Here is a 22,347-nt window from a genome sequence, read left to right on the forward strand (position 1 = left end):
TCAAGGTGCTCAGGTGTCTTATCGTCTTGGCATCAATCCTGCGGGCGGGGCTGGTCGCGCAGGTGAGAGCGCAGCCGGTCATAGGCCGGGTGATCGGCGATGCGCCCTGCCTCTCGCTCCATCTCGCGATATGCATCAAGAACAGCCTGACCGGTGGACGTGATCCGGGCGCCGCGCTCGCGTCCGCCGCCTTTCAGCGTCTCGACCAAAGCCGGCTCGAAGCAGCGGTTCATCTCGTCGACGAGCATCCAGGCGCGGCGATAGCTCATGCCAAGCGCTTGTGCCGCGGCCGTGATCGACCCGTGCGCACCGATAGCGTCGAGGAGATCGGCCTTGCCGGGTCCTAAAGCGAGCGCATCGCCGCAGGCGATCTGGAGCTTCAGCCATAGCGGGCCGATCTTCATCTCACTTGCCGATCATTACGTCGCTAGCCTTGACGATGACTGTAACCGTGTCCCCCTCGGCAAGGCCAAGCTCCTGAATCGCCTCCTCGGTAATGCTTGCAGTGACGATGTTGCCGCTTCCTATGTCGACCTTGATCGAGCCGTTGACGGCACCAGGTGTGATCGAGGTGATCTTACCGGAAATCTGATTGCGGGCACTCAGCTTCATCTTAGCTCCTCATGTTTATGCCAACTTCGGCTGGCCAAATGATCGTGCCTGAGCCGCAGGACGTTCGCCACCCTTGTCGCAAGAGCGCAGAGGTACCCGAAACTCGTCTGGCCGCAATCCTCCCGACCAGGCGAACCGGACCTTTATGAGGCATCTACAGAGGACCTGGGACCGCTGTGAATGAACGCCGGAGTTGGAAGCGGGCAATTGCCCCTGAGTGACCGCTTATGGTTCGCGGCAAACGATCACCTCTGGGTCTCACCCTCTCTGCTTCGCTTGCAATCGAGAACTATCGCCGACTCTGTCGCGGCGGAGCGGCGCGGGGCACCGAGGGCGCGCCCCACAACGAGCGGGTTATCGAGCGAGGACGATCCGCCTCTGCCACTTTGGCGCGCGCGGACAACCGCAGTGAGAAAAAACTCACGGGTCGGTAACAGCGGGTGCCGGCGTCCCAAGCATACCGTCGGCCGGCTCGCCGCCGTGCTGCGGAACTAGGCTAAGCTAGCTTGGCTGCGCTGGTGCAGAAGGAGACCGCCGCTTGCCGCACAGGGATCCGGAGGCTATCAGCACCCTGTGCAGGATGACCCTCTTCGGCAAGTGTTCTACCATAGCCAGGCCGCAGCCGGCATGGACGTGGACATCGATCAGATTATCGCCTCCGCGAAGCGGAACAACGGCATGGACGGCATCACCGGCGTGATGTTCTACGATGGCCACTCGTTCCTCCAGGTGCTCGAAGGCCCCGCAACGAGCGTTGCTGCCACGTTCGCCAGGGTTATGGCTGACCCGCGGCATCACAGCCTTACGGTCATCAGCGATCGTGAGGTTAACGAGCGAGACTTCGCCTACTGGAGCATGGAGTTGTGCGACCCCGATCACCCCTCGGATGATGCCATCTGGAGGCTGCGTCGCCGGCTCGAGCGGTTCTCTCCCGATCTGCATCACTACTTTTTTCGAGACACCGGCGGCTGGGATCTGAAAAGCGGCTAAGGCACTGAACTCGCATCCGACCGTTGGTACTCCGACGGGAGATTGGTGTGACCTCTGAGCGGATTGTGGCGGTTGGTTTTATAACCGAGCAGGATGTGGCCGTTCTCGGGACAGGCTTCAAGCGCCTATTTCCGCTCCCGTATGATGGCGTGTTCGACGAGCTTGTGGCTAAGCTGGAAAACGTCAAGCCCGTGGCTCAACGTTCGCCGATAAAGCCGAGGCGGTAGCTACGCCTAGGTGAGAGGCAAAGTAGCCCGCGGGGAGTTCCTCGAACGGAGGCGGCACAAGCGGTCTGGGATGTGCTCCCCCACAACCCGGCGGAAGTGGCTCTATCCCGTGCGTGCCGCCGGGTACCGGCTCACCGACCAAGGGCACGCGTTGTTGACCGTTGCCCTCGAGCTTCCGAAGGCGGCCGAGCGCGTCGCCGACGGCGAAAACCTCGGTCCGCGAGGTCAGCGGTGTCGGTCGTAGCACCATGCCGGAGATTGACGCCACGACCACGTTCGCGCCGATGCGGCGCGACTTCCCTCGAGTCTAACCGGCGGTTCGGATCGAACTCGACAACACGGACGCTTTGCACGACCTCGCCGCGGGCGGCGCGGACATCGCGTTGCGCCTGTGCGTACGTCCCGAGGGCGGCGGGCTGATCGCGCGTCGGGTCGCCGTCGACGAGTGCAGCGTGTACTGCAGTCGCGCCGATGCGGCCGAGCGCGGTCAGCCGAGAAACCGGCGGGAGCTTGCCGATCACGTGCTGATCGCCGGCGGAGAGCCCGCCGTGCGGCGCCACTATCGCGAGTGGCTAGCGACCAATGACCCGGAGGCAGCCGTCGCCATGGAGCACGACACCGCAGATGGCATACTGTCGGCCGTGCGCGCGGGAGCCGATGTCGTCCGCACGAGAGGCGAGGGCGGCAAGCGCCGATTCGAAGTCGATCGGGCAGACGCGCGAGCCAAGCGGATCTCGCCGACACGTTGAGCCGGTTGAACCTGGAGGCTTGCAGCCTGTTTATTCCATAGGCCGCTGACGCATGCGACCGTCTTCGCGTCGGCGCTCGGATCTTCACGTGGGAGAAGAACGAGCGGCCGCATTTGGGAGGAGGGCAGGAGGCCCTGAGTGACTGGTACTGGTCCTGTTATTTCCGCCTTCAAGGCACGCGCCGAGCTCGACTGTGACGCAGCGGTGGTCACAGTTCTTAGCCAAAGATGCTGGCGTCGAGGGCGCCTGTAGCGCGCAAGAGCGCTGCCTGGTTGACGAGCAGGTCGCTGCGCGCGCCGGCCAACGAGAGCTGCGCGCCACGCAGGCTCTGATCGGCAATCAGAATGTCCAGCGTGGACCGCAGCCCCAAGGAATATTCCGCGCGAACGCCCTCCAGCGCACGCGTGGCGGCGGCCACCGCGCGCTCCCCCGCGTCGACACGCGCACGCGCCGCGGCAGCGTTGGCCCAGGCGGTGTCGGCGGTGCGTACCGCCTCGCGCTCCGCAGCGTCATGATCAAAGCCGGCGGCGCGTGCGTCCGCCGCCGCGGCGCGCACGCGCGACGCCACCAGGCCGCCAGTCAGCAGCGGCAGGCGAACGGTGAATCCCGCGCTCGCCGCTCGCAGCGCACCGTCGCGCGATCCGAATGCGTAGCCGTAGCCATAGCTTCCGCCGAACCCGAGTGACGGCGCGCCCTCGGAGCGGGCCTGCTCGACCCGCGCCCGGGCTGCCTGCTCATCCGATGCCGCGGCGGCTACACCTGGATTGGACTGAGCGGCGCGTTCGCGTGCCGCCATTGCGCTGGAGGGCAAGCCGGGTAGCGCTGCGGCGGGCTGCTCGAGCCGTCCGGGGGAGCGTCCAACCAAGGCACGGTATTGCGCTTCCGCGGCCGCGAGCGCTGCACGCGCGCTTTGCTCCGTCGCCGTTGCGCCTTCCCTTTGCGCACGCAGCTGCATCACGTCGGTCTGTGTGCCTGTGCCCAGCCGGAACCGAGCTTCCGCCTCGGCGACCTGCCGTTCGAGGAGCGTGATCTGCGCCCCGGCGATCGCCACCGATTGTTGCTGCAGCAGCAGCTCGGCATAAGCCGCGACTACCTCGACCAGGACGCTCGCCTCGACGTCGCGCAGCGCCTGCGCGCCGGCGGCCGCGTCGGCGCTCGCCGCCCGCACCGCGCTGCGGACTCGCCCGCCGGTCCAGATTGGCATATCGACTGCCACGGCACCGGCGGTGTTGCTGCCGCCGTAGAAACGGTCGTAGCCGGCGCCCGCCTCGCTGGCAGCGGTGAGCCGGCCGAGCGCTCGCGCCTGCTCGGGTAGCTCGGTGCGGGCCTCCTGTCGGGCTCTCGCTGCGGCGAGTACCGGGCTGCTGATGGCGGCGGCACGGACGGCCTCGGCGAGGGTCTCTGACCGCGCCGGCGAGGCGACGACCGCGAGCGCGGCGGCAGCGAGCAGCAGACGCTTACTCATGGCGCAGCGCCCAGGCCGGGGTAGCGCGGCTCGCGCGGATCGACTGCGACATCACGGTCGCAATAGCGATCACCAGCGTCAGCGCGCCCGCCCCGACGAAGAACAACGGCGACAAGGCGATCCGATCGTCGAACCCCGCGAGCCACGTGCGCATCCCGAGCCAGGCGAGCGGCCAGGCGAGCACGTTGGCCAGCAGCACCGGGCGCAGGAATTGCCCGACGAGTAGCTTGGCAACGTCGTTCGAGGTCGCCCCCAGCGTCTTGCGCACGCCGATCTCACGTGTGCGCCGGGCGGTGGTGAAGGAGGCGAGGCCCCATAACCCCACACACCCGATCCCGACCGCCAAGATCGAGCCGATCGCGAACAGGTTCGCCATCTGCTGGTCGGACTTGCCAAGCCGGTCGAGCGCCTGCACGGCGGTGTACCCGTCGAACGGTAGCCGCGGCACGGTCGAGCGCCACTCGGCCTGGGCGCGCTCGAGAAAGGCCCTGGGGTCGCCGTTGAAGCGGATCACGGCGATGCCGTTCTTCACCGTGCGCGCCGACAGGAGATAGAGCGTGGGCGATACCGGTCGGCGCGCCGAATCGACCCGCATATTCTCGATCACGCCGACGATCGTGCGCGGCCCCTCGGCGGGCCCCACCGTCCGGCCGATCGCGGCGGCGGGCGAGGCGAAGTGGAGTGCGCGCGCGGCGGCCCGGTTGATCACCACGTTGGCGGGAGCGTTCGTGTTCGATCCGTCCTGCGCGAGGTCGGGGTCGCGGTCGGCCGGGCGCGCCGGGTCGAGCAGCCGCCCCGCGAGCAGCCGCGCACGCAGCGTCTCGAAATAGCCCTGCGACACCGAGTAGAACTCGATTGAGGGCCCATACCCGGGCACGCCGGGCACCTCATAGGTGTTTGCCGACACATAATTGCCGATGCCGGGGACGCTGGTGCCCGCTGCCGCCGATCGCGCGCCCGGCAGTGCGGCGAAGCGGCGCAGCAGGTCGGTGCGCTGCGCCTCGTCGAGGCTGGCGCTGGCGTAGGAGCGGACCAGCAGCAGCTGCTGACGGTCGTAGCCGACGTCGGCACTGCGGACGTGATGCGTCTGCGCGACGAGCACCGCGGTGCCGACGATCAACGCGATCGTCACCGCGAACTGGAACACGACCAGCCCCTCGCGGACGCGCGCGCCAGCGCGGCCGCCGCCCGGGCCGCGCGCCGAGGCCAGCACCGCGGCGGCCGGGACGCGCGCTAGCACGATCGCCGGGTAGAGGCCCGCCGTCAGCCCCACCAAAAGCGCAAGCAGCAGCAGCGGCAGCAGCACGCCATCGGCGCCGACGTAGCGGATCGAGAGCGTCAGCCCGGTCGACGCGTTGATCAGCGGCACGCCCAGCTCGGCGAGAGCGAGCCCCAGCGCGGCGGCGACCAGCGCAGTGACCACTGCCTCGCCGAGATAGTGACGCATCAGGGTGGCGCGATCGGCGCCGAGCACCTTGCGCATTCCCACCTCGCGCGCGCGCAGCCCGGCGCGCGCGGTGGCAAGATTGACGTAGTTTACCACCGCGACGAGCAGCGTCAGGAACCCGATGATGCCGAGTGTCGCCACCATCAGCCTGGAGCCGGGCGCTTCGAAATGGCGCGATGCGATCGGGCGGACGTTGAAGGCGAATCGATAGTCGGGGACCTCGGGCGTCTCGTTGGTGACGTGGCGCGCCGCCAGCGCGGGCAGCGCCGCCGCGAACCGGTCCGCCGCCGCCTGCCCGGGGAGCCGGACGAAGGTCTCGACGCTGTTGTAGTTCCACTGGTGATTGGACTTATAAGCGGGATCGGCTGGCGACTCCGAGTAGGTCATCGGCGCGATCAGGTCGAAGCGCAGCTCGGACGCGTCGGGCAGGTCGGGGACGACCGCGACGACGCGATAATTGGTCTGCTGGCCGCGGCTCGTCACCGGCAGCGTGCCGCCCAGCGCAGCGGCAGGAGAGCCGAAATATTTCGCGGCGGTGCGCGCGGTAATCACCACTTGGCTGGGATCGCGGAACGAACGGGGCAACGCGCCCGCGACCGGGCTCAGCCGGAACACCGCGAATACGTCCGGGTCGACCGACGCGAGGCGCTCGCGCACGCCGACGCCGTTCTGGACCACCGCGATGTCGCGGCTCTCCACCCGCGTGCCGATGGTGCCGGGCAGGTCGGCGCGGATCGCGGTGAACGCGGCGACAGGCGAGTTCTGCGTATGGGCCGCATCCTCCGGTGCGCCGGTGCCCGCCCCGCCCACGAGATACAGGTCTTGCCAGCCCGGCAGCCATTTTTCGTAGGAGGTCTCGAAGCGGACGTAGAGGCCGAGCACGAGGAACACCGCGATGCCGAGCGCCAGGCCGCCGATGTTGAGCGCGGCATAGAGGCGGTGGCGGGTGAGCGAGCGCCAGAAGGCGACGAGAGCGAAGCGATCCATGTCGGCGCTCAGATCTGCCGCGCGACCGAGGCGACCACGCGCCCGTCGAGCATGTCGATCCGGCGCCCGACGAGGTCGGCGTGCGCAGGCGAATGAGTGACCATGACGATCGTCGCACCGGCACGGTTGAGCGAATCGAGGATGCCCATCACCTGTGCGCCGTTCTCGGTGTCGAGGTTACCGGTCGGCTCGTCGGCGAGGATCAGCTTCGGATCGCCGACGATCGCGCGTGCGATCGCGGCGCGCTGCTGCTGGCCGCCCGAGAGCTGGTGCGGATAGTGACGCGCCCGATGCGAGATGCCGACGCGGTCCATCGCTGCCTCGACGCGTTGGCGCCGATTGCCGCGACCGTCCCGGCGATAGGCGAGGCCTAGCTCGATGTTCTCGGCGATGGTCAGCTCGTCGATCAGATTGAAGCTCTGGAACACGAAGCCGAGCGTGCGCGCGCGGAACTGCGCCAGCGCGGTCTCATCCTCTCTCGCCAGGTCGCGGCCCTCGAACAGATACTGCCCGGCCGACGGCCGATCGACCGTGCCGAGCATGTTGAGCAGGGTCGACTTGCCGCAGCCGGACGGCCCCATGATGGCGACGAACTCGCCCGCGCTAACGGAGAAGTTGATGTCGGCGAGGGCGGTGGTCTCCACCTCGTCGGAGGTGTAGCGGCGCTGGATAGCCCGGAGCTCGATCACGAATATTCCCCTAGCTCAGGTTGATGGTGGCGGCCTTGTTGAAGCCCCCGGTGTCGGAGGTGACGATCCGCTCGCCCGGCGCGAGACCCGAGAGGATCTCCACCAGGTCGGTGTTGCGGCGCCCGATCCTGATCGCGCGCCGGGCGGCATGGCGGCCGCCCGCGTCGAGCACGTAGGCGAAGGCGCCACCGTCGCTGTCGAGCCAGCCGCCCACGGGTGCGACGATCGTGGCGCGCGGCGCGCCCAGCACGATCGTCGCGTCCATCGCCTGGCCGCGGCTCAGCCCGTGCGGCGGTGCCTGGAACCTTAGCTCGACGCGGAAGCGTCCGTCGGTGACCGCGGGCAGGACCTTGCTGACGCTCAGCGCCGCGCGCTCGGCGGTCGCGCGTTGGCCGAGCGCGACCCGCCCGAGGAAATATTGGTCGACGTCGGCGACCAGCTTCCACGCGCCCTCGCTGTCGACCTGCCCCGCCGGATCACCCGGCTTGAGCGACTGGCCGGGCTGGATCGTGAAATTGGTCAGCCGCCCGGTCGCGGGCGCGCGAAGAGTCAGCGAGTCCATGCCGTCGCGCACCGCCGCGAGATTGCTCGACAGCCGCGCGCGCGTGTCCGCGAGGCGACGCGCCTGCAGGTTGGCGATGCCGCGCTCGGCGCCTTCGGCGCTGTGGAGCTGGCGGGAGCGGCGTTGCTGGTAGCTCGCTTCCTCCTGGTAGCTGCGCAGGCCAGCGTCGGACAGGAAGCCCTGCTGATGGAGTTGCTCGCGGATGATCAGGTCGCGCCGCGCCTTGATGAGATCATAGTCGGCGCCGGCGACCTGGGTGTCGCGGTCGCGCTGACCGCGCTCGAGACTGAGGTCCTCCGCGGAGAGCTGCCCGAGCTGGCTCGCAATCTGCGCCTCGCGGGTCAGTATATCCAGCCGGAGCTGCGGGTTGGCGAGCGTCGCCAGCGGCTGACCAGCGGTCACCGCGGCGCCGTCCTGGACGAGCAGACGCTGAACCTGGCCGCCTTGCACCACGCCCACCAAGGTGGTCAGCTGGGGTGCGACGGTGGCGCGGGTCGGGACGATGTCGTCGAACGGAGCGCGGCGCACCGCAGCGGTCTGCACGTCGGCGAGCGCGACATTGGCGGAGCCCGCCGCGGGCAGCCACCACCAGACCAAGAGAGCCAGCGCGACCGCCCCGGTGGCAAGCGCGGACCGACGCCATCGCTTCGCGGCCCAGCGGCCACGAGACGTGACGCGACGGTCCATCCCGGCGCCGCTCCCGGCGCGCGGGCCATCAGCCGCCGAGAGCGCGCGATCAGTCACGGACGATGCCCGCGGCGTGCCGGGCGCGATCCAGCGCACGCTGGCGGCACGTCGGGTTGACGGTGTAGCGCTGCCACACGCTGGCGGCACAGACCTGGCTGGCCGCGCCGGCGAGACGACGCTCGAAGGTTGCGCGGCCGGCCGGTCGACCGAGGTCGAGGTCGGCGTAGCTGACATGGGCGGTACGCATCTGCTCGACCTCGCTCGACTGCGCCGTCGCGGGGGCGGCGGCGAGAACGAGCGTGACGGCGCCGGCGATGCTCAACAGTGAGCATAGGGCGCGTTGCGCGTTGGTGATCATGAGCTTTCTCCTTCTCACGCCGGCGTTGGCGTCGACGCAGGAAAACTTTGCAGGCACCGTGCCAACTGCTTGTCGTCGAGGGTGGGGTCGCACGGCGCGGGCGCCTCTACTCAAATTGTGTCCATTCTCGGACAATCCTGCGTCCGCGAGCGGACAGTCGCACACGCTGCCCGACCCTGCGCCTCGTCTTTCCTCTTTGGCATGCATCTTGATCTGCTGGCGGACATGCCCGCACTTAGCTCCATGGACTCGCCCCGCTTCGATCGCTGTCTGGTCATCGACGATGACGAAGATATCCTGCTCTCGGCCAAGTTGCTGCTTGGGCGGCTGTTCCGCCGTGTCGAGACCGCCGCCAAGCCCAATCAGACGCCAGCGATGATTGCCGCGGGAGCGTATGACGCCGTCCTGCTCGACGCCAATTACGCCCGCGGTGCGACGGACGGGGCTGAGGGCTTCCGCTGGCTCGGTGCAATCCTGCGCGCCGATCCCGGAGTCGCGGTGGTCATGATCACCGCTCATACCAGCGTGGCCGTCGCCGTCGCGGCGATGAAGCAGGGCGCGACCGACTTCGTCTCCAAACCCTGGAACAACGACCGGCTGCTCGCCACCGTTGCCAACGCCGCGGCACTCGGCCGCTCGCGCCGCGACACCGGCGCGGGCGCGGCGGCGACGGGCTCGACGCTGCTGGGCGACTCACCGGCAATGGCGCGCGTCCGCTCGCTGATCGAGAAGGCCGCGCCGACTGACGCCAACGTGATGATTCTGGGCGAGAACGGAACGGGCAAGGAGCTGGTCGCGCGCGAGCTGCATCGCCTTTCGCGCCGCGCCGGCACGGCGATGGTGACGGTCGATCTGGGGGCGGTGTCCGAGACGTTGTTCGACAGCGAGCTCTTCGGCCACGTCAAGGGCGCCTTCACCGACGCGCGGGCCGACCGGCCCGGGAGGCTGGCCGCGGCGAACGGATCGACGCTGTTCCTCGACGAGGTCGGCAACCTGCCGCTCCACCTCCAGCCCAAATTGCTCACCGCGCTGGAGCAGCGCCGCGTCACCCCGGTCGGCGCCAACGCGCCGGTCGACATCGACGTGCGCGTCGTCTCCGCCACCAACCTGCCGCTGTCGGAACTGGGCGACGAGGCGCGCTTCCGCCAGGACCTGTTGTTCCGCCTCAACACCGTCGAGATCGAGCTGCCACCACTGCGTGAACGGCGCGACGACATCGCGCCGCTGCTCGCGCGCTTCTTGGACGGTTACGCCGCACGCTACGCAAAGCCCGCTCGCACGCTGCCGGCCGAGGTGCTTGCCGCTCTGGTGACCCATGATTGGCCCGGTAACGTCCGCGCCTTGCGCCATGCCGCCGAGCGCGCCGTGATCCTGGCCGAGGGCGACGCCTATCGTGTGGCCGACTTCCCGCTCACCCGCGGCGCGCCGGCCATCGCCGGACCAACCGCGTCACCGCCGCAGAGCGGCGGCGAGCTCAACCTCGATCGGGTCGAGCGGCAGGTGATCGAGGAGGCGCTGCGGAAGAACGGTTTCAACATCTCGCTCGCTGCGACCGCGCTGGGCCTCTCGCGCGGGGCGCTCTACCGCCGGATGGAGAAGCACGGTCTCTAGCCATTCCCTCGCGCTGCGCCTTGCGCTGCGCGCCGCGCTGTTTCTTGCCCTCGCGACGCTGACCGCGGTGCTGGTGGCGTGGTGGCGCGCACCGACTGCGGCGCTGCTCTGCGCCGTTGGCACCGTCGCCGCGGGAGCGGCGGTGTGGCGGCTGATCGATCAGGGCAACGCCGAGCTTGCGCGCTTCGTCGCCGCATTGGAGCGGGGCGATCTCAGCCAATCCTTTGCGCGCCCGCGTCGCGGGGCCGGCTTCGACGATCTTGGTGCCGCCTATGAGCGCGCAGTGGCACGGTTGCGCGGAGAGCGCGCCGCGACGCTCGGCAAGGTTCGTTTCGCAGAGGCGCTGGTCGATGGCGCGCCGGTGGCCCTGCTGCTGGTCGAACAGGACGGCCGGGTACATTTCACCAATAAGGCGGCGCGCCGCCTGTTCGGGCACGAGACGCCATGCCCGGCGGAAGCACTGGTGCGCTACGGTCATGACTTCGCTGACGCGGTCGTTCGCACCGCACCGGGGCCGGCGCGGCTGGCGCATCTCGCGCTCGGCGGCTTGCCGCAGCGGGTGGCGGTCGACGTGACCCTGCTGGAGACGCCCGGCAGCGCGCCGCGACGTATCGTCGCCTGCAAGGTGATCCAGGCCGAACTCGATGGTGCCGAACTGGCGGCGCAAGTGGATCTCGTCCGCGTCCTCACCCATGAGATCATGAACTCGCTGACGCCGGTGACCTCGCTCGCGCAGCTCGTCGCCGCGGCGATGGCGGACGACGGCGCCGATCTCGCCGACGCGCGGCTCGCCGCCGCGGCGCTGGCGCGGCGCGCGGGCGAGCTGGAGCGGTTCGTCGGCAGCTACCGTCAGTTCAGCGAGGCACCGGTGATCGCGGCGGACGCGGTCGATCTGGTAGAGTTGCTCGACGAGGTGGCGCGGCTGTTTAGCGCCAGTGCGGCGGGTGCGGGGGCGACGCTCGCGCTCACGGTCGCGCCGGCCCTACCGGCGCTGCGCGGTGACCGTGGGCTGCTGTCGCAGGTGTTGCTTAACCTGCTCAAGAACGCGGGCGAGGCGGCCGCGCCGACGGCGTCGATCACGGTGACGGCGACGCCCACAGCGGATGGCCAAGTCCGGCTCGTCGTGCAGGACGACGGGCCGGGCATCCCTCCGTCGCTCGTCCATGACGTCTTCCTCCCGTTCTTCACGACGAAGACGGAGGGTACCGGGATTGGCCTCAGCTTTGCGCGTCAGGTGGTGTTGCTTCACGGCGGTCAGATCGGCGCCCAGCCCGGGCCTCCCGGTCATGTCGAGCTCGTGCTTCCGCTCGCGCCAAGAGGTTTGTCAAAATCGAGGTGAGCGGACGTCGGGAGTTGGGAAGTGGTCGGTACGACCTGAGTAACGGGTATTGAGTCCGTCTCGCCGCTCGTAGCGACGCTGCCAAGGCGCAGTCGGATTGGTTTTGGCGAGCTATCGACGATCTTTCACCTCATCGAAAGCCGACCGGTTGCTTTCGATTTCAGCAATGTGTGCGCCGGCCCAGGATCCGAGTTCGCGGATCGGAGCGGCCAACGACCGGCCAAGAGCGGTGAGGGTGTACTCCACCTGAGGCGGCACGGTTGGGTGGACGGCGCGGGTCACCATGCCATCGCGTTCAAGCGCTCGCAGCGTTCGGGCGAGCATCTGTTGGCTAATGCCACCGATGGTGCGCTTGATGTCGTTAAAGCGCCGCGGCCGCTCCGTCAGCGTCATCACTATCATCACGGTCCACTTGTCGCCGATAAGACTGAGAACACCGCTGAACCTTTTGCATTCGACGTGGATCGGCTCGGGGGTGGTCAGCTTCATGTGACTACGTCCTGTGAAAGTGCCTTCTTGGCGTGAGATCAGAGGTCTCATAGCTAGGCCAGGTCACTTTTCCAGACCGGAGCGGACCTATGAACATTCTCCACATCGATGCCAGTGCGAGCGACAGCGCTGCCTCGCATACACGCCGCCTCTCCAGCCAACTCGTTGAGCGACTTAAATCTGCCAATCCCGGTGCGACGATCGTGTACCGCGATGTTGTTGCCAACCAGCTTCCTCACGTGGACATGACGATCCGGCATGCCTGGTCGGCCGAGAACACCGGGGACCCCAAGCTGGCCGAGACCATCAGCCGGTCCAAGGCTCTTGTTGACGAACTCAAGGCGGCGGACGTGGTGGTGGTCGGCTCGCCGATGTACAATTTTACAGTGCCCTCGACGTTGAAGGCATGGATCGATCACGTGGCGATCGCCGGTCAGACCTTCAGCTACACGGCCGAGGGGCCACGCGGGTTGCTGAGCGGCAAGGTCTATCTCGTCCTCTCATCGGGCGGGATTTACTCGCACGGGCCGTTCGCCGCGTATGACCATCTATCGACCTACCTCAAGGCGATTTTCAACTTTCTCGGCATTCTCGACGTCGAGGTGATCCGAGCGGAAGGCATCGCTTACGGGCCGGAGCAGGATCAAGCCGCGATGGCGAGCGCCGCTGAACAAGTCGAGGCGATCGCCGCCTGACCAAGTCGACAGCGACGCCAGCCACGGAGATCAGGCCGGGGCTGGCCACTTCGGGAGAGACCTGAACAAACAGCGGCTTGCGGATCGTGCTCGACTTCCATGGCGCTCATCGTCGAGCTAACATCGTGCTAACGGAGCGCGCGCCACGGTCGAGCACACGCTTATGGTCTGACGAACCAGTATGCAAAGCGATCGGTGTGGCCTTTAATCGCTGGATCGAACACCTTGAGCAAGAGGAGATCGTCTCTGTTCGCGAGCAGGGAAGTCTCCGCCTCCAAGACGAAGCCGGCGGCTTCGACTTCGACGCGGACGGCTACGGGTTCGATCCGATGCAGCGTCTGGGCGTCGGCGGTGCCTGTGCCCGAGGCAGCGACATGATCGACGATCACGTTGCGGCCGCCCGGCTTGTATCATGGACACCTTCATAGAAAAATGATCTGCAAGAGCTTTAAGGCATTTGTCAGAGCTAGTGCACGTGCGGCAATGGGCGGGGTAGGGGAGGAGCATGCCTCGCCCACGTCGGCCAGCCTCGCCGTTCCGCTACTTCAACTCCTCGCCGTAGGTAATCAGGCTGATGGTGCTGATGTACGTGCGCTTCCGGCTGCCGCTTCGGAACGTGGAAGACCTGCTGTTCGAGCGCGGAATCGACATTTGCCATTGAACGGTGAGGCTGTGGTGGAACAGGTGCGGGGCGCTATTCGCGGACGAGGTGCGGCGCCAGCGGGTGAGCCGCATGCGCGGCTTCCGTCATTGGCGCTGGCACCTGGACGAGATGTACGTGAAGCTGAACGGTGAGATGGTCGACCTGTGGCGAGCGGTGGATCAAGAGGGAGAGATCTTCGAGAGCTACGTCACCAAGACGCGCAACAAGAAGGCAGCGCTCGTCTTCATGAAGAAGGCGCTCAGGCGCCACGGCTCGCCTGAGGCGATCACCACTGATGGTCTGCGCTCCTACGGTGCTGCACTGGCCGAGCTCGGCACGCGCGATAAGCAGGATGTGGGCCGCTGGGCTAACGACCGGGTGGAGAAATTCCACCTGCCGTTCAGGCGACGAGAACGAGCGATGCTGCGGTTTCGGCAGATGCGGACCTTACAGAAGTTCGCCTAAGTCCAAGCCCACGTATACAAAAACCTCAACCACGAACGTCACTTCGTCGACTTTGTCAGGCTCAGAGTGGGCTAGCAAGCGGAGCAGCTCAGGTCGAAGCAGGTTATGGCTGATCTGGCGGCCGCAAGGGGCATCACTAAGTCCAGCCTGTGCTCAGCATGTGGCGACAAGGAAGCACTCTTCCACAAGGCACTCGACCTGTACGAGGCCGAGAAGCTGGCGCACACGCGCATCGCGCTTGATCAGCCGACCGCCCGCGCTGTGGCGGAGTATTTTCGACGAGGCGCTGGAGCCGTGCAGTGTGACAGCGGCAGGCCGAAGGGCTGCCCGGGTGTGATCCGCTCAACCGCGCCCGGAGGCGAGCAGCAATCCATCAAGAAGGGCGTGATCGCTCGACGCGCCTCGGCGCAGGCGGCGTGGTAAGCCGCTTCGAACAGGCGCGACAGGCAGGTGAACTGTCGGAGACTATAACACCACAGGCGCTCTGCCAGTATCTTCACCCCCTTTTGCCGGGGGATGGCCGTTCAGGCCGGCTTGGGCGCCACCCGGGCTGAGCTCGAGCAAGCGGTGACGACCAGTATGATGCTGTGGCCGAAGCGCTGAGCGTCTCAGGAAAAAAATGTGCTACCGAGCGGTACATAATGAATTGACGGCGGCAGCGCCCGGTTCTATACCGCCCAGTATAGATGATGTGGCGCACCCTGGTGGCGGTGCGAAGATGGTATGCAGGTGCGAACGCGCGTTGCTCGACGACGTTGCGATCGCTTTCAACATGTGCAGCGTTCGTCGCTACCCTGGGTGCGTTGCTCGGGGCGGGGCGATGGCTCGCTGCCATTGCGAGGGGAGACATCACATGGCCTTTATCGACTTCTCCTCGGCGTTCGGTTGCTCTGCGACGAGCATCAAGGTCGAGCGTTCTTCGGCCGCCGACGCCCAGCGCACGGGCTCCGGCGCCGGCATCTCGAGCCCTGTGGTCAACGACGCCTCGCTTAGCGCACTGGAGTGGCTGGTGGTCTCGCTGGCGCGCCGCGACCGGCTGTCGTCACTGCGCACGCCGGGCAGGATGGCCAGTGCCATGGGCGTGCTGTTCGGTCAGCGACCCAATCCCCGGCTGGCCGATCCGAAGCTGGAGGCGCTTAGGCGGCTGGCGGTTTATGCCTGGCATCAGGGCTTTGCCGTCCCGGTCAGCGCGGTGAAGGCGTTCGTTGCCGCAGGCTATACCAACGACCATTACGAGCTGCTGCTTGCTAGCGTCAGCAAGGCCCGTTTGCGCCGGGTGGGCGCGCGCTGATTCCTGCGGTTGCTTCGTCCCGCTTTCTGCCGGCTTCGTTCCCAACGTGGACGCTCGCGCGCATGGCCGGCGCTCTGTCGGGTGCCCGACGTCGCGATGCTCGTACGAGCGCTTCGTCAGCCGGAGACCGCGTCGTCGCACACCGAAGCCAGAAGGCACGCGACCAATCTGCTGCTCGCTGGTCCGACCATGTCGGCGCCTACGATCCGCGTGAAGACGGACCCGATAGAGATCATCATGAACGCTTCCGCGAGCAGATGATGCTCCTCGGTCACCGCGCCGCCGCCCGTCAGGCCGGCGAAGGCCCTGCCGATGTTGTCGAACATCATACTGCGAACACCAAGGAAGATCTGCTTGATCCGGTCGTTTCGGGCAGCCTCGGCGGCGATCTCGAGGAAGAGGCGATCGCCTTCTTCATCCTCGCGGCTGGTGGCCGAGGTGAGCCATTCGCGCACGCCATCACGGCTCCGCAGCGCCAGCGCCTTGTCGAGGGTGGCCAGATCGGCGAATTTCTTGCAGTCGTCCTCCACGATCGCTGCGATGATGTCCTCCTTGGCCGGAAAGTCGCGGTACAGCTGCTGCACCGCAACGCCGGACTCACGCGCGATCGACGCGATTCCGGTGTTGTGAAAGCCATGCTCCACGAAGAGGCGTCGGGCCGTCTCTTTGACATGTTGGCGGCGCTGCTCGGCGCGCGTCCGACGGGTTCGTTCGACGACGGGCAATGGAATACCTTTGTCACTCAGGTTGACGCTATTGTGCAGTGCGGCTAACCACGCCATCTGGAAGTGATCGCTCCCTTACAATTTATCAAGCGAGAATGTGTCATGGTCTCGAAGCGGCTGACCGGCTGTGTGTTGGCGTCAAGCGCGCTGCTCGCGCTCGCTGGGTGCGGTGACGGTGGTAAGGGGCAGCAGCAGGCGCCCCAGGCGCCGCCGCCGGTCGGCTACGTGGTCGCCCATGAGGAGCCGGTCGCGCTCACCACGGAGCTTCCGGGCCGCACGACCGCCTTCGAGACTTCCGAGGTGCGCCCGCAGGTGAACGGGCTCGTGCTCGCGCGCCTGTTCGTCGAAGGCGACGTCGTCCGTAAGGGGCAGGCGCTCTACCGCATCGACCCCGCGCCGTACCAGGCGCAGGTCGCAAGCGCCCGCGCCGCCCTCGCACGGGCACGGTCCAGCATCGCTTCCAGCGGGGCGCTGGCGCGTCGTTACGGCGAGCTGGTCAAGATCAATGCGATCGCGCGGCAGGAATACGAGAACGCGCAGACTTCGGCTGCGCAGGCCCAGGCCGACGTCGCCGCGCAGCAGGCGGCGCTGCGCTCCGCTCAGATCGATCTCGCCCGCACCACCATCACTGCTCCCATTACCGGCCGGATCGGTCGGTCGCTCTTCACCACCGGCGCGCTGGTGTCGGCGGCGCAGGCGAATCCGCTCGCGACGATCCAGCGCATCGATCCCATCTACGTCGACATTCAGCAGTCGAGCGCGGATCTGCTGAAGCTCCGCCGGCAGATCATGAGCGGCCAGCTGACCCGCAACGGCAACGCGAAGGTGAAGCTGAAGCTGGAGGACGGGAGCGAGTACGGGCCGGAGGGCAGCCTCCGATTCGCCGACGTCACGGTCGATCCGACCACCGGCTCGCAGGTGATCCGGGCGCTTTTCCCGAACAGCGGCGGGCTGCTCCTGCCGGGCATGTTCGTCCGCGCCTCGCTCGCGCAGGGAACCGCTCAGAAGGCGATCCTGGTGCCCCAGCGGGCTGTCGGCCGCGACGAGAAGGGCCAGGCGACCGTCATGGTCATCGGCAACGACGGCAAAGTCCAGGTGCGAAGCCTGCAGGCGAGCCGGGTGATCGGCGAGAATTGGCTGGTGTCCGGCGGCATCAATCCGGGCGACAAGATCATCGTCGAAGGCGGCATGATGCTGCGTCCGGGGATGCCGGTGCGGGGGCACCCGTTCGATCCCAACGCCAAGCCTGCCGGCGGTCAGCCGCAGTCGGGTCCGGCGCAGGCGCAGGCGAAGTAATCGGCCATGTCACGCTATTTCATCGATCGTCCCATCTTCGCCTACGTGCTGGCGGCGATGGTCCTCATCGTCGGCATCCTGGCCGTCCGCACCCTGCCGATCGCGCAGTTTCCCGCGATCGCGCCCCCGGCGGTCTCGATCACCGCCAACTACCCGGGCGCGGACGCGCAGACGCTCGAGAACACGACGACGCAGATCATCGAGCAGCAGATGAAGGGGATCGACCACCTTCGCTACTTCTCGTCGTCGTCCTCCTCGTCCGGCACCGTGACGATCACGCTGACCTTCGAGCAGGGCACCGATCCCGACATCGCGCAGGTGCAGGTGCAGAACAAGCTGCAGGCGGCGACTCCGCTGCTGCCGCAGGAGGTCCAGCGCCAGGGCATCATCGTCGCCAAGGCGACGCAGAACTTCCTGCTGTTCGTCGGTCTGTATTCCGAGAATGGGAAGCACGACGCGGACGATCTCGCCGACATCGTCGCCTCGCGCATCCAGGATCCGCTGTCGCGGGTGACCGGCGTCGGCGACACCCAGATCTTCGGCTCGCAATATGCCATGCGAATCTGGGTCGATCCGCTCAAGCTCAACAATTTCGCGCTGACGATGTCCGACGTGACCACCGCCGTGACCGCGCAGAACGCGCAGGTATCGGCCGGGCAGATCGGCGCGCAGCCGGCGCCCAAGGAGCAGATGCTCAACGCGACCGTGTCGGTGTCGTCGCGGCTCACGTCGCCTGAGCAGTTCGCGCAGATCCGGCTCAAGAGCAATCCGGACGGATCGGTCGTCCGCCTCGGCGACGTCGCGCGGGTCGCGATCGGTGCGGAGAATTACAGTTTCTCCGCGCAGTGGAACGGCAAGCCGGCATCGGGCATCGGCATCAAGCTCGCGCCGGGCGCGAACGCGCTCGACACCGTCGTGGCGGTCAAGGAGCGGGTCAACGAGATTGCCAAGCAGTTCCCGTCCGACGTGAAGGTGATCTTCCCTTACGACACGTCGCCGTTCGTGCGCCTCTCGATCGAGCAGGTGGTCGAGACGCTGATCGAGGCGGTCGTTCTCGTCTTCCTGGTCATGTTCCTGTTCCTGCAGAACTTCCGCGCGACGCTGATTCCCACGATCGCGGTGCCGGTGGTGCTGACCGGCACGTTCGCGGTGCTCGCCGCCTTCGGCTACTCGATCAACACGCTGACCTTGTTCGGCATGGTGTTGGCGATCGGCTTGCTGGTCGACGACGCCATCGTGGTGGTCGAGAACGTCGAACGTCTGATCACGACCGAACATCTGTCGCCGCGCGAGGCCGCGCGGAAGTCGATGGACGAGATCACCGGCGCGTTGATCGGTATCGCGATGGTGTTGTCGGCGGTGTTCCTGCCGATGGCGTTCTTCGGTGGCTCGACCGGCGTCATCTACCGCCAGTTCTCGATCACGATCGTGTCGGCGATGATCCTGTCTGTGGCGGTGGCGCTGATCCTAACGCCGGCGCTCTGCGCGACCATCCTGAAGCCGCACGACCCGAACAAGGGGGAGGGAACGGGCCCGCTCGCGCGCTTCTTCCGCTGGTTCAACGACCGCTTCGATCGGGGCCGTGCGCGCTATGAGCGCGGCGTTCGCTCGACGGCTCGGCGCTGGGGTCGCTCGCTCATCGCTTATGCGTTGATCGTGGCCGGCATGGCGTTCCTCTTCATGCGCCTGCCGACGGGCTTCCTGCCGGACGAGGACCAGGGCGTGATGATCGCGCTTGTCCAGGGCCCGCCGGGAGCGACCACGGCGCGTACCCAGAAGGGGCTCGACCTCATCCGCGATCAGTTCCTCGGCGATGCCAAGGACGCGATCCGCGGCGTCTATACCATCAACGGCTTCAGCTTCGCCGGCGTCGGGCAGAACAGCGGCATCGCCTTCATCCCGATGAAGGAGTGGAAGGACCGGCCGGGTGCGGCGAACAAGGCGCAGGCGGTCATCGGCCGCGCCATGGGCGCCTTCGCGCGCTACAACGACGGCCTTATCTTCGCCGTGATCCCGCCGGCGGTGCAGGAGCTCGGCAACGCGACCGGCTTCGATCTCCAGCTCGTCGACGACGGCGGACTGGGCCATGAGAAGCTGCTCGCCGCGCGCAACCAGCTGCTCGGCATGGCGTCGCAGAACAAATCGCTCGTCGGCGTGCGCCCCAACGCGCTCGACGACGCGCCGCAGCTGAAGGTGGACGTCGATCAGGACAAGGCGCGCGCGCTGGGTCTCGATCTCTCGAACGTCAACAACACGATCGCGTCGGCCTGGGGCGGTTCGTACGTCAACGACTTCATCGATCGTGGACGCGTGAAGCGGGTCTATATCCAGGCGGACGCGGCGTACCGCATGTCGCCCGAGGATCTCGGCGACCTCTATGTGCGCGGCGCGAGTGGCAGCATGGCACCGTTCACCGCCTTCTCCAACTTGTCCTGGGGCCAGGGCCCGATGCAGCTGACGCGCTACAACGGACAACCCGCGATGGAGATACTCGGCCAACCCGCGCCGGGCGTGTCGTCGGGCGCGGCTTTGAAGGCCATGCAGGACATGCAGGCCAAGCTGCCGCCCGGGACGCGGCTCGACTGGACGGGGTTGAGCTATGAGGAGCAGCTCTCGGGCGGGCAGGCGCCGGCGCTCTACGGCCTGTCGCTGCTGATCGTCTTCCTCTGCCTCGCGGCTCTCTACGAGAGCTGGTCGGTGCCGATCTCGGTGATGCTCGTCGTACCGCTTGGCGTTGTCGGCGCGCTGCTCGCGGCGTGGCTGACCGGGTTGAACAATGACATCTACCTCCAGGTCGGGCTGATCACGACGATCGGCGTGTCGGCGAAGAATGCGATCCTCATCGTCGAGTTCGCCGAAGAGAAGATGCGCGAGGGACTGAACTCCTTCGATGCGGCGATCGAGGCGGCGAAGCTTCGACTCCGACCGATCCTCATGACCAGTCTCGCCTTTGTCTTCGGCGTGTTTCCGCTGGCGGTATCGAACGGAGCCGGAGCGGGCGGGCAGAACGCCATCGGTCGCGCCGTGGTCGGCGGCATGCTGTCGGCGACGGTGCTGGCGATCTTCTTCGTGCCGATGTTCTTCGTGGTGGTGCTCCGGCTGTTCGGCAAGGGCGGCAAGGCGGAACCCGCCGCGCAGGACCGGCCGGACGGCAGTGAGCGCGACATTGACGATGGTCGCGAGCATGCGCCCACGCCGCAGGGAGTCTGAGTTGTGTTGAACAGCAGAAACGCGGCAACCGTGCTGGTCGCTGGCGCGCTCGCCGGCTGCAATCTCGCGCCGACGTACGTGCGGCCGCTCGGCGAAGTGCCGGCCGCGCTCCCGCAGGGCGGCGTTTTTCCCGCAGCCGCGAGCGATGCGCCCGACGTGAGCAAGACCGGCTGGCGCACCTTCTTTACCGACGAGCGGCTTCGCGGCACCATCGCGCTGGGGCTTGAGAACAATCGCGATCTCCGCATCGCGGCCGCGAACGTACTGCAGGCGCGCGCGCAGTATCGCATCAGCCGCGCAGATCTCGTTCCCTCGACCGTGCTGTCGGGATCGGGAACCTACACGAACAACATTCAAGGCGCTGCGGGCGCGCTGGGCGGTGCGGCGGGTGGAGGTACCGGCACCGGCACCGGCACCGGCACCGGCACAGGTGTCGGCGCAGGCACCGGGACTGGTGGCTCCGGGAGCACCGGCGGCGTCGGCGCCGGTGTGGGATCCTCCTCCAGCAACCTCGAATTCTACTCGGTGAACGCCGGCTTCTCGGCGTTCGAGCTCGATCTGTTCGGACGGGTGCGGAATCTGAACCGTGCGGCGCTCGAGCAGTATTTCGCCACCCAGGAGGCGCAGCGCTCGACTCGCATCAGCCTGATCGCGGAGATCGCGACCGCGTGGCTGACCTATGCCTCGGACCAGGATCAGCTGCGCATCTCGCAGGACTCGCTCAGGTCGTTCGAGCAATCGCTTGCGCTGACTCGGGCGCAGTTCCGCATTGGTGTCGCGTCCGAGCTTGAGGCGCGCCAGGCGGAGACCAGCTACCAAGCCGCGCGCAACGACATCGCGGTCCTAAGGACACGGCTGGCCCAGGACAAGAACGCGCTGGATCTGCTCGTAGGGGCACCGCTCTCCGCCGACCTACTCCCGGCGGGGTTGGGGAGCGGCGGCGCGGCGATGGAGACGCTCCCCGTCGGCATCTCCTCCGATGTACTGCTGAGCCGACCCGACGTGCTGCAGGCCGAGCACCAGCTGATCGCACAGAATGCGAATATCGGAGCGGCCCGTGCGGCGATGTTTCCGCGCATCTCGCTGACGGCGACGCTGGGGACGATAAGCACGGCACTCAGCGGTCTGTTTGCCGGCGGCAGCTTCACCTACACCGGCGCTCCGGCGGTCTCGCTTCCCCTCTTCGACGGTGGGCGGCTCCGCGGCGGCGTCGACGCCGCGCGTGCGCAGCAGCAGGCGGCCGTGTCGACGTATGAGCGAGCAGTGCAGACCGCGTTCCGCGAGGTCGCCGACGCCCTCGCGCAGCGTGGGACCATTGACGAGCAGATTTCCGCTCAGACTGCACGCGTTGAGGCGGCTTCCGTCGCCCTGAAGATCTCGGATGCTCGATATCGTGCGGGTGTTGAGTCCTTCCTCACTACACTGGACTCACAACGGGTCGCGTACGCCGCGCAGCAGCAGCTGGTCACGACGCGGCTCAACCGCGAGAGCAACCTTGTCGAGCTGTATCGCTCGCTCGGAGGAGGAACTGGCGAGAGCGGTGAGGCTGACCGGCGGCAAGCGCCTTGAGTATCTGATGAGGCGTGGTGTCGGCAATCTGGTCGATTGCAGGACCACCGCCTCATCAATCCCAAGCCAGTTCGAGCCACGATGCAAGATCCACTGCGTCCGCGAAAGGTCGTAGGGTTTGTACCATCGTCGGGTGGGCGAGTTGCGCGCTCGATATATGGTCTTATGCGGATTCGCCCGTTCAAGCGACCTTCCAACAATCGTCGGTGACACGGCCAATCAGGCCAGCTCGGCAGCTGCG

The 22,347-nt window shown here is 67.1% G+C and carries 20 protein-coding genes and 1 pseudogene; 11 read left to right on the forward strand and 10 right to left on the reverse strand.

The window, feature by feature from the left end:
• Positions 1–32: 32 nt before the first annotated feature.
• Both QBJ89_RS02615 and QBJ89_RS02620 read right to left on the reverse strand, forming a co-directional pair.
• Positions 33–404, reverse strand: a complete 372-nt coding sequence (locus tag QBJ89_RS02615; protein WP_277978989.1) for a winged helix-turn-helix domain-containing protein — start codon at positions 402–404, stop codon at positions 33–35.
• 1 nt (position 405) lies between these two features.
• Positions 406–612 carry a TOBE domain-containing protein gene (locus QBJ89_RS02620; protein WP_277978990.1) on the reverse strand — a complete coding sequence of 69 codons (207 nt, stop codon included), beginning with the start codon at positions 610–612 and terminating at the stop codon, positions 406–408.
• 597 nt (positions 613–1,209) lie between these two features.
• Here QBJ89_RS02620 and QBJ89_RS02625 point away from each other — a divergent pair.
• Both QBJ89_RS02625 and QBJ89_RS02630 read left to right on the forward strand, forming a co-directional pair.
• Positions 1,210–1,602, forward strand: a complete 393-nt coding sequence (locus QBJ89_RS02625; RefSeq protein WP_277978991.1) for a BLUF domain-containing protein — start codon at positions 1,210–1,212, stop codon at positions 1,600–1,602.
• 550 nt (positions 1,603–2,152) lie between these two features.
• Positions 2,153–2,578: a LysR substrate-binding domain-containing protein gene (locus QBJ89_RS02630; RefSeq protein ID WP_277979171.1), complete on the forward strand. Its 426-nt coding sequence runs from the start codon at positions 2,153–2,155 to the stop codon at positions 2,576–2,578.
• Positions 2,579–2,795: 217 nt separating this feature from the next.
• Here the strand turns inward: QBJ89_RS02630 and QBJ89_RS02635 are convergent, their stop codons facing one another.
• Genes QBJ89_RS02635 through QBJ89_RS02655 form a run of 5 tightly spaced genes read right to left on the reverse strand, consistent with a single transcriptional unit; the run spans position 2,796 to position 8,773 of the window.
• Positions 2,796–4,043 (reverse strand): TolC family outer membrane protein, encoded by a 1,248-nt coding sequence (locus QBJ89_RS02635; RefSeq protein ID WP_277978992.1) that lies wholly within the window; start codon positions 4,041–4,043, stop codon positions 2,796–2,798.
• Positions 4,036–6,477: an FtsX-like permease family protein gene (locus QBJ89_RS02640; RefSeq protein ID WP_277978993.1), complete on the reverse strand. Its 2,442-nt coding sequence runs from the start codon at positions 6,475–6,477 to the stop codon at positions 4,036–4,038. Before QBJ89_RS02640 ends, QBJ89_RS02635 begins: the two co-directional genes overlap by 8 nt.
• An 8-nt stretch (positions 6,478–6,485) precedes the next feature.
• A complete protein-coding gene (locus QBJ89_RS02645) occupies positions 6,486–7,166 on the reverse strand; it encodes an ABC transporter ATP-binding protein (protein ID WP_277978994.1) in 681 nt (226 codons plus the stop codon).
• A gap of 10 nt (positions 7,167–7,176) precedes the next feature.
• Complete coding sequence (locus QBJ89_RS02650; protein WP_277978995.1) at positions 7,177–8,415, reverse strand: efflux RND transporter periplasmic adaptor subunit; 1,239 nt, start codon at positions 8,413–8,415, stop codon at positions 7,177–7,179.
• A 49-nt stretch (positions 8,416–8,464) separates the two neighbouring features.
• On the reverse strand, positions 8,465–8,773 hold the full coding sequence (locus QBJ89_RS02655) for a UrcA family protein (protein WP_277978996.1): 309 nt from the start codon (positions 8,771–8,773) through the stop codon (positions 8,465–8,467).
• Between the two features lie 225 nt (positions 8,774–8,998).
• Between QBJ89_RS02655 and QBJ89_RS02660 the strand changes: the two genes are divergently transcribed.
• The gene (locus QBJ89_RS02660; protein ID WP_277978997.1) at positions 8,999–10,384 is read left to right on the forward strand and encodes a sigma-54-dependent transcriptional regulator; all 1,386 of its coding nucleotides are present in this window, start codon (positions 8,999–9,001) and stop codon (positions 10,382–10,384) included.
• A 67-nt stretch (positions 10,385–10,451) separates the two neighbouring features.
• Positions 10,452–11,723 (forward strand): sensor histidine kinase, encoded by a 1,272-nt coding sequence (locus QBJ89_RS02665; RefSeq protein WP_277978998.1) that lies wholly within the window; start codon positions 10,452–10,454, stop codon positions 11,721–11,723.
• A 111-nt stretch (positions 11,724–11,834) separates the two neighbouring features.
• On the opposite strand, the gene QBJ89_RS02670 is transcribed toward QBJ89_RS02665, so the two are convergent.
• Positions 11,835–12,212: a winged helix-turn-helix transcriptional regulator gene (locus QBJ89_RS02670; protein ID WP_277978999.1), complete on the reverse strand. Its 378-nt coding sequence runs from the start codon at positions 12,210–12,212 to the stop codon at positions 11,835–11,837.
• Between the two features lie 89 nt (positions 12,213–12,301).
• Between QBJ89_RS02670 and QBJ89_RS02675 the strand changes: the two genes are divergently transcribed.
• Positions 12,302–12,907, forward strand: coding sequence for an FMN-dependent NADH-azoreductase (locus QBJ89_RS02675; protein ID WP_277979000.1), 606 nt, complete (start codon positions 12,302–12,304; stop codon positions 12,905–12,907).
• Positions 12,908–13,068: 161 nt separating this feature from the next.
• On the opposite strand, the gene QBJ89_RS02680 is transcribed toward QBJ89_RS02675, so the two are convergent.
• On the reverse strand, positions 13,069–13,296 hold the full coding sequence (locus QBJ89_RS02680; RefSeq protein WP_277979001.1) for a hypothetical protein: 228 nt from the start codon (positions 13,294–13,296) through the stop codon (positions 13,069–13,071).
• 185 nt (positions 13,297–13,481) lie between these two features.
• Here QBJ89_RS02680 and QBJ89_RS02690 point away from each other — a divergent pair.
• The 3 genes and pseudogenes from QBJ89_RS02690 to QBJ89_RS02700 form a co-directional block, all read left to right on the forward strand.
• Positions 13,482–14,012 (forward strand): annotated as a pseudogene (locus tag QBJ89_RS02690) (IS6 family transposase); the annotation flags it as partial.
• A 108-nt stretch (positions 14,013–14,120) separates the two neighbouring features.
• Positions 14,121–14,438: a hypothetical protein gene (locus QBJ89_RS02695; protein WP_277979004.1), complete on the forward strand. Its 318-nt coding sequence runs from the start codon at positions 14,121–14,123 to the stop codon at positions 14,436–14,438.
• A 430-nt stretch (positions 14,439–14,868) separates the two neighbouring features.
• Entirely contained in the window at positions 14,869–15,306 is a 438-nt protein-coding gene (locus QBJ89_RS02700; protein WP_277979005.1) for a hypothetical protein, read from the forward strand.
• A gap of 116 nt (positions 15,307–15,422) precedes the next feature.
• Here the strand turns inward: QBJ89_RS02700 and QBJ89_RS02705 are convergent, their stop codons facing one another.
• Positions 15,423–16,088, reverse strand: a complete 666-nt coding sequence (locus QBJ89_RS02705; RefSeq protein WP_277979006.1) for a TetR/AcrR family transcriptional regulator — start codon at positions 16,086–16,088, stop codon at positions 15,423–15,425.
• Between the two features lie 45 nt (positions 16,089–16,133).
• On the opposite strand from QBJ89_RS02705, the gene QBJ89_RS02710 reads away from it, so the two are divergent.
• Genes QBJ89_RS02710 through QBJ89_RS02720 form a run of 3 tightly spaced genes read left to right on the forward strand, consistent with a single transcriptional unit; the run spans position 16,134 to position 22,106 of the window.
• A complete protein-coding gene (locus QBJ89_RS02710; protein ID WP_277979007.1) occupies positions 16,134–17,327 on the forward strand; it encodes an efflux RND transporter periplasmic adaptor subunit in 1,194 nt (397 codons plus the stop codon).
• Between the two features lie 6 nt (positions 17,328–17,333).
• Positions 17,334–20,537: an efflux RND transporter permease subunit gene (locus QBJ89_RS02715; RefSeq protein WP_277979008.1), complete on the forward strand. Its 3,204-nt coding sequence runs from the start codon at positions 17,334–17,336 to the stop codon at positions 20,535–20,537.
• Positions 20,538–20,540: 3 nt separating this feature from the next.
• Positions 20,541–22,106 (forward strand): efflux transporter outer membrane subunit, encoded by a 1,566-nt coding sequence (locus tag QBJ89_RS02720; protein ID WP_277979009.1) that lies wholly within the window; start codon positions 20,541–20,543, stop codon positions 22,104–22,106.
• Positions 22,107–22,347: the final 241 nt, after the last annotated feature.

Source organism: Sphingomonas phyllosphaerae (assembly GCF_029623345.1).
Lineage (GTDB): Bacteria > Pseudomonadota > Alphaproteobacteria > Sphingomonadales > Sphingomonadaceae > Sphingomonas > Sphingomonas phyllosphaerae_C.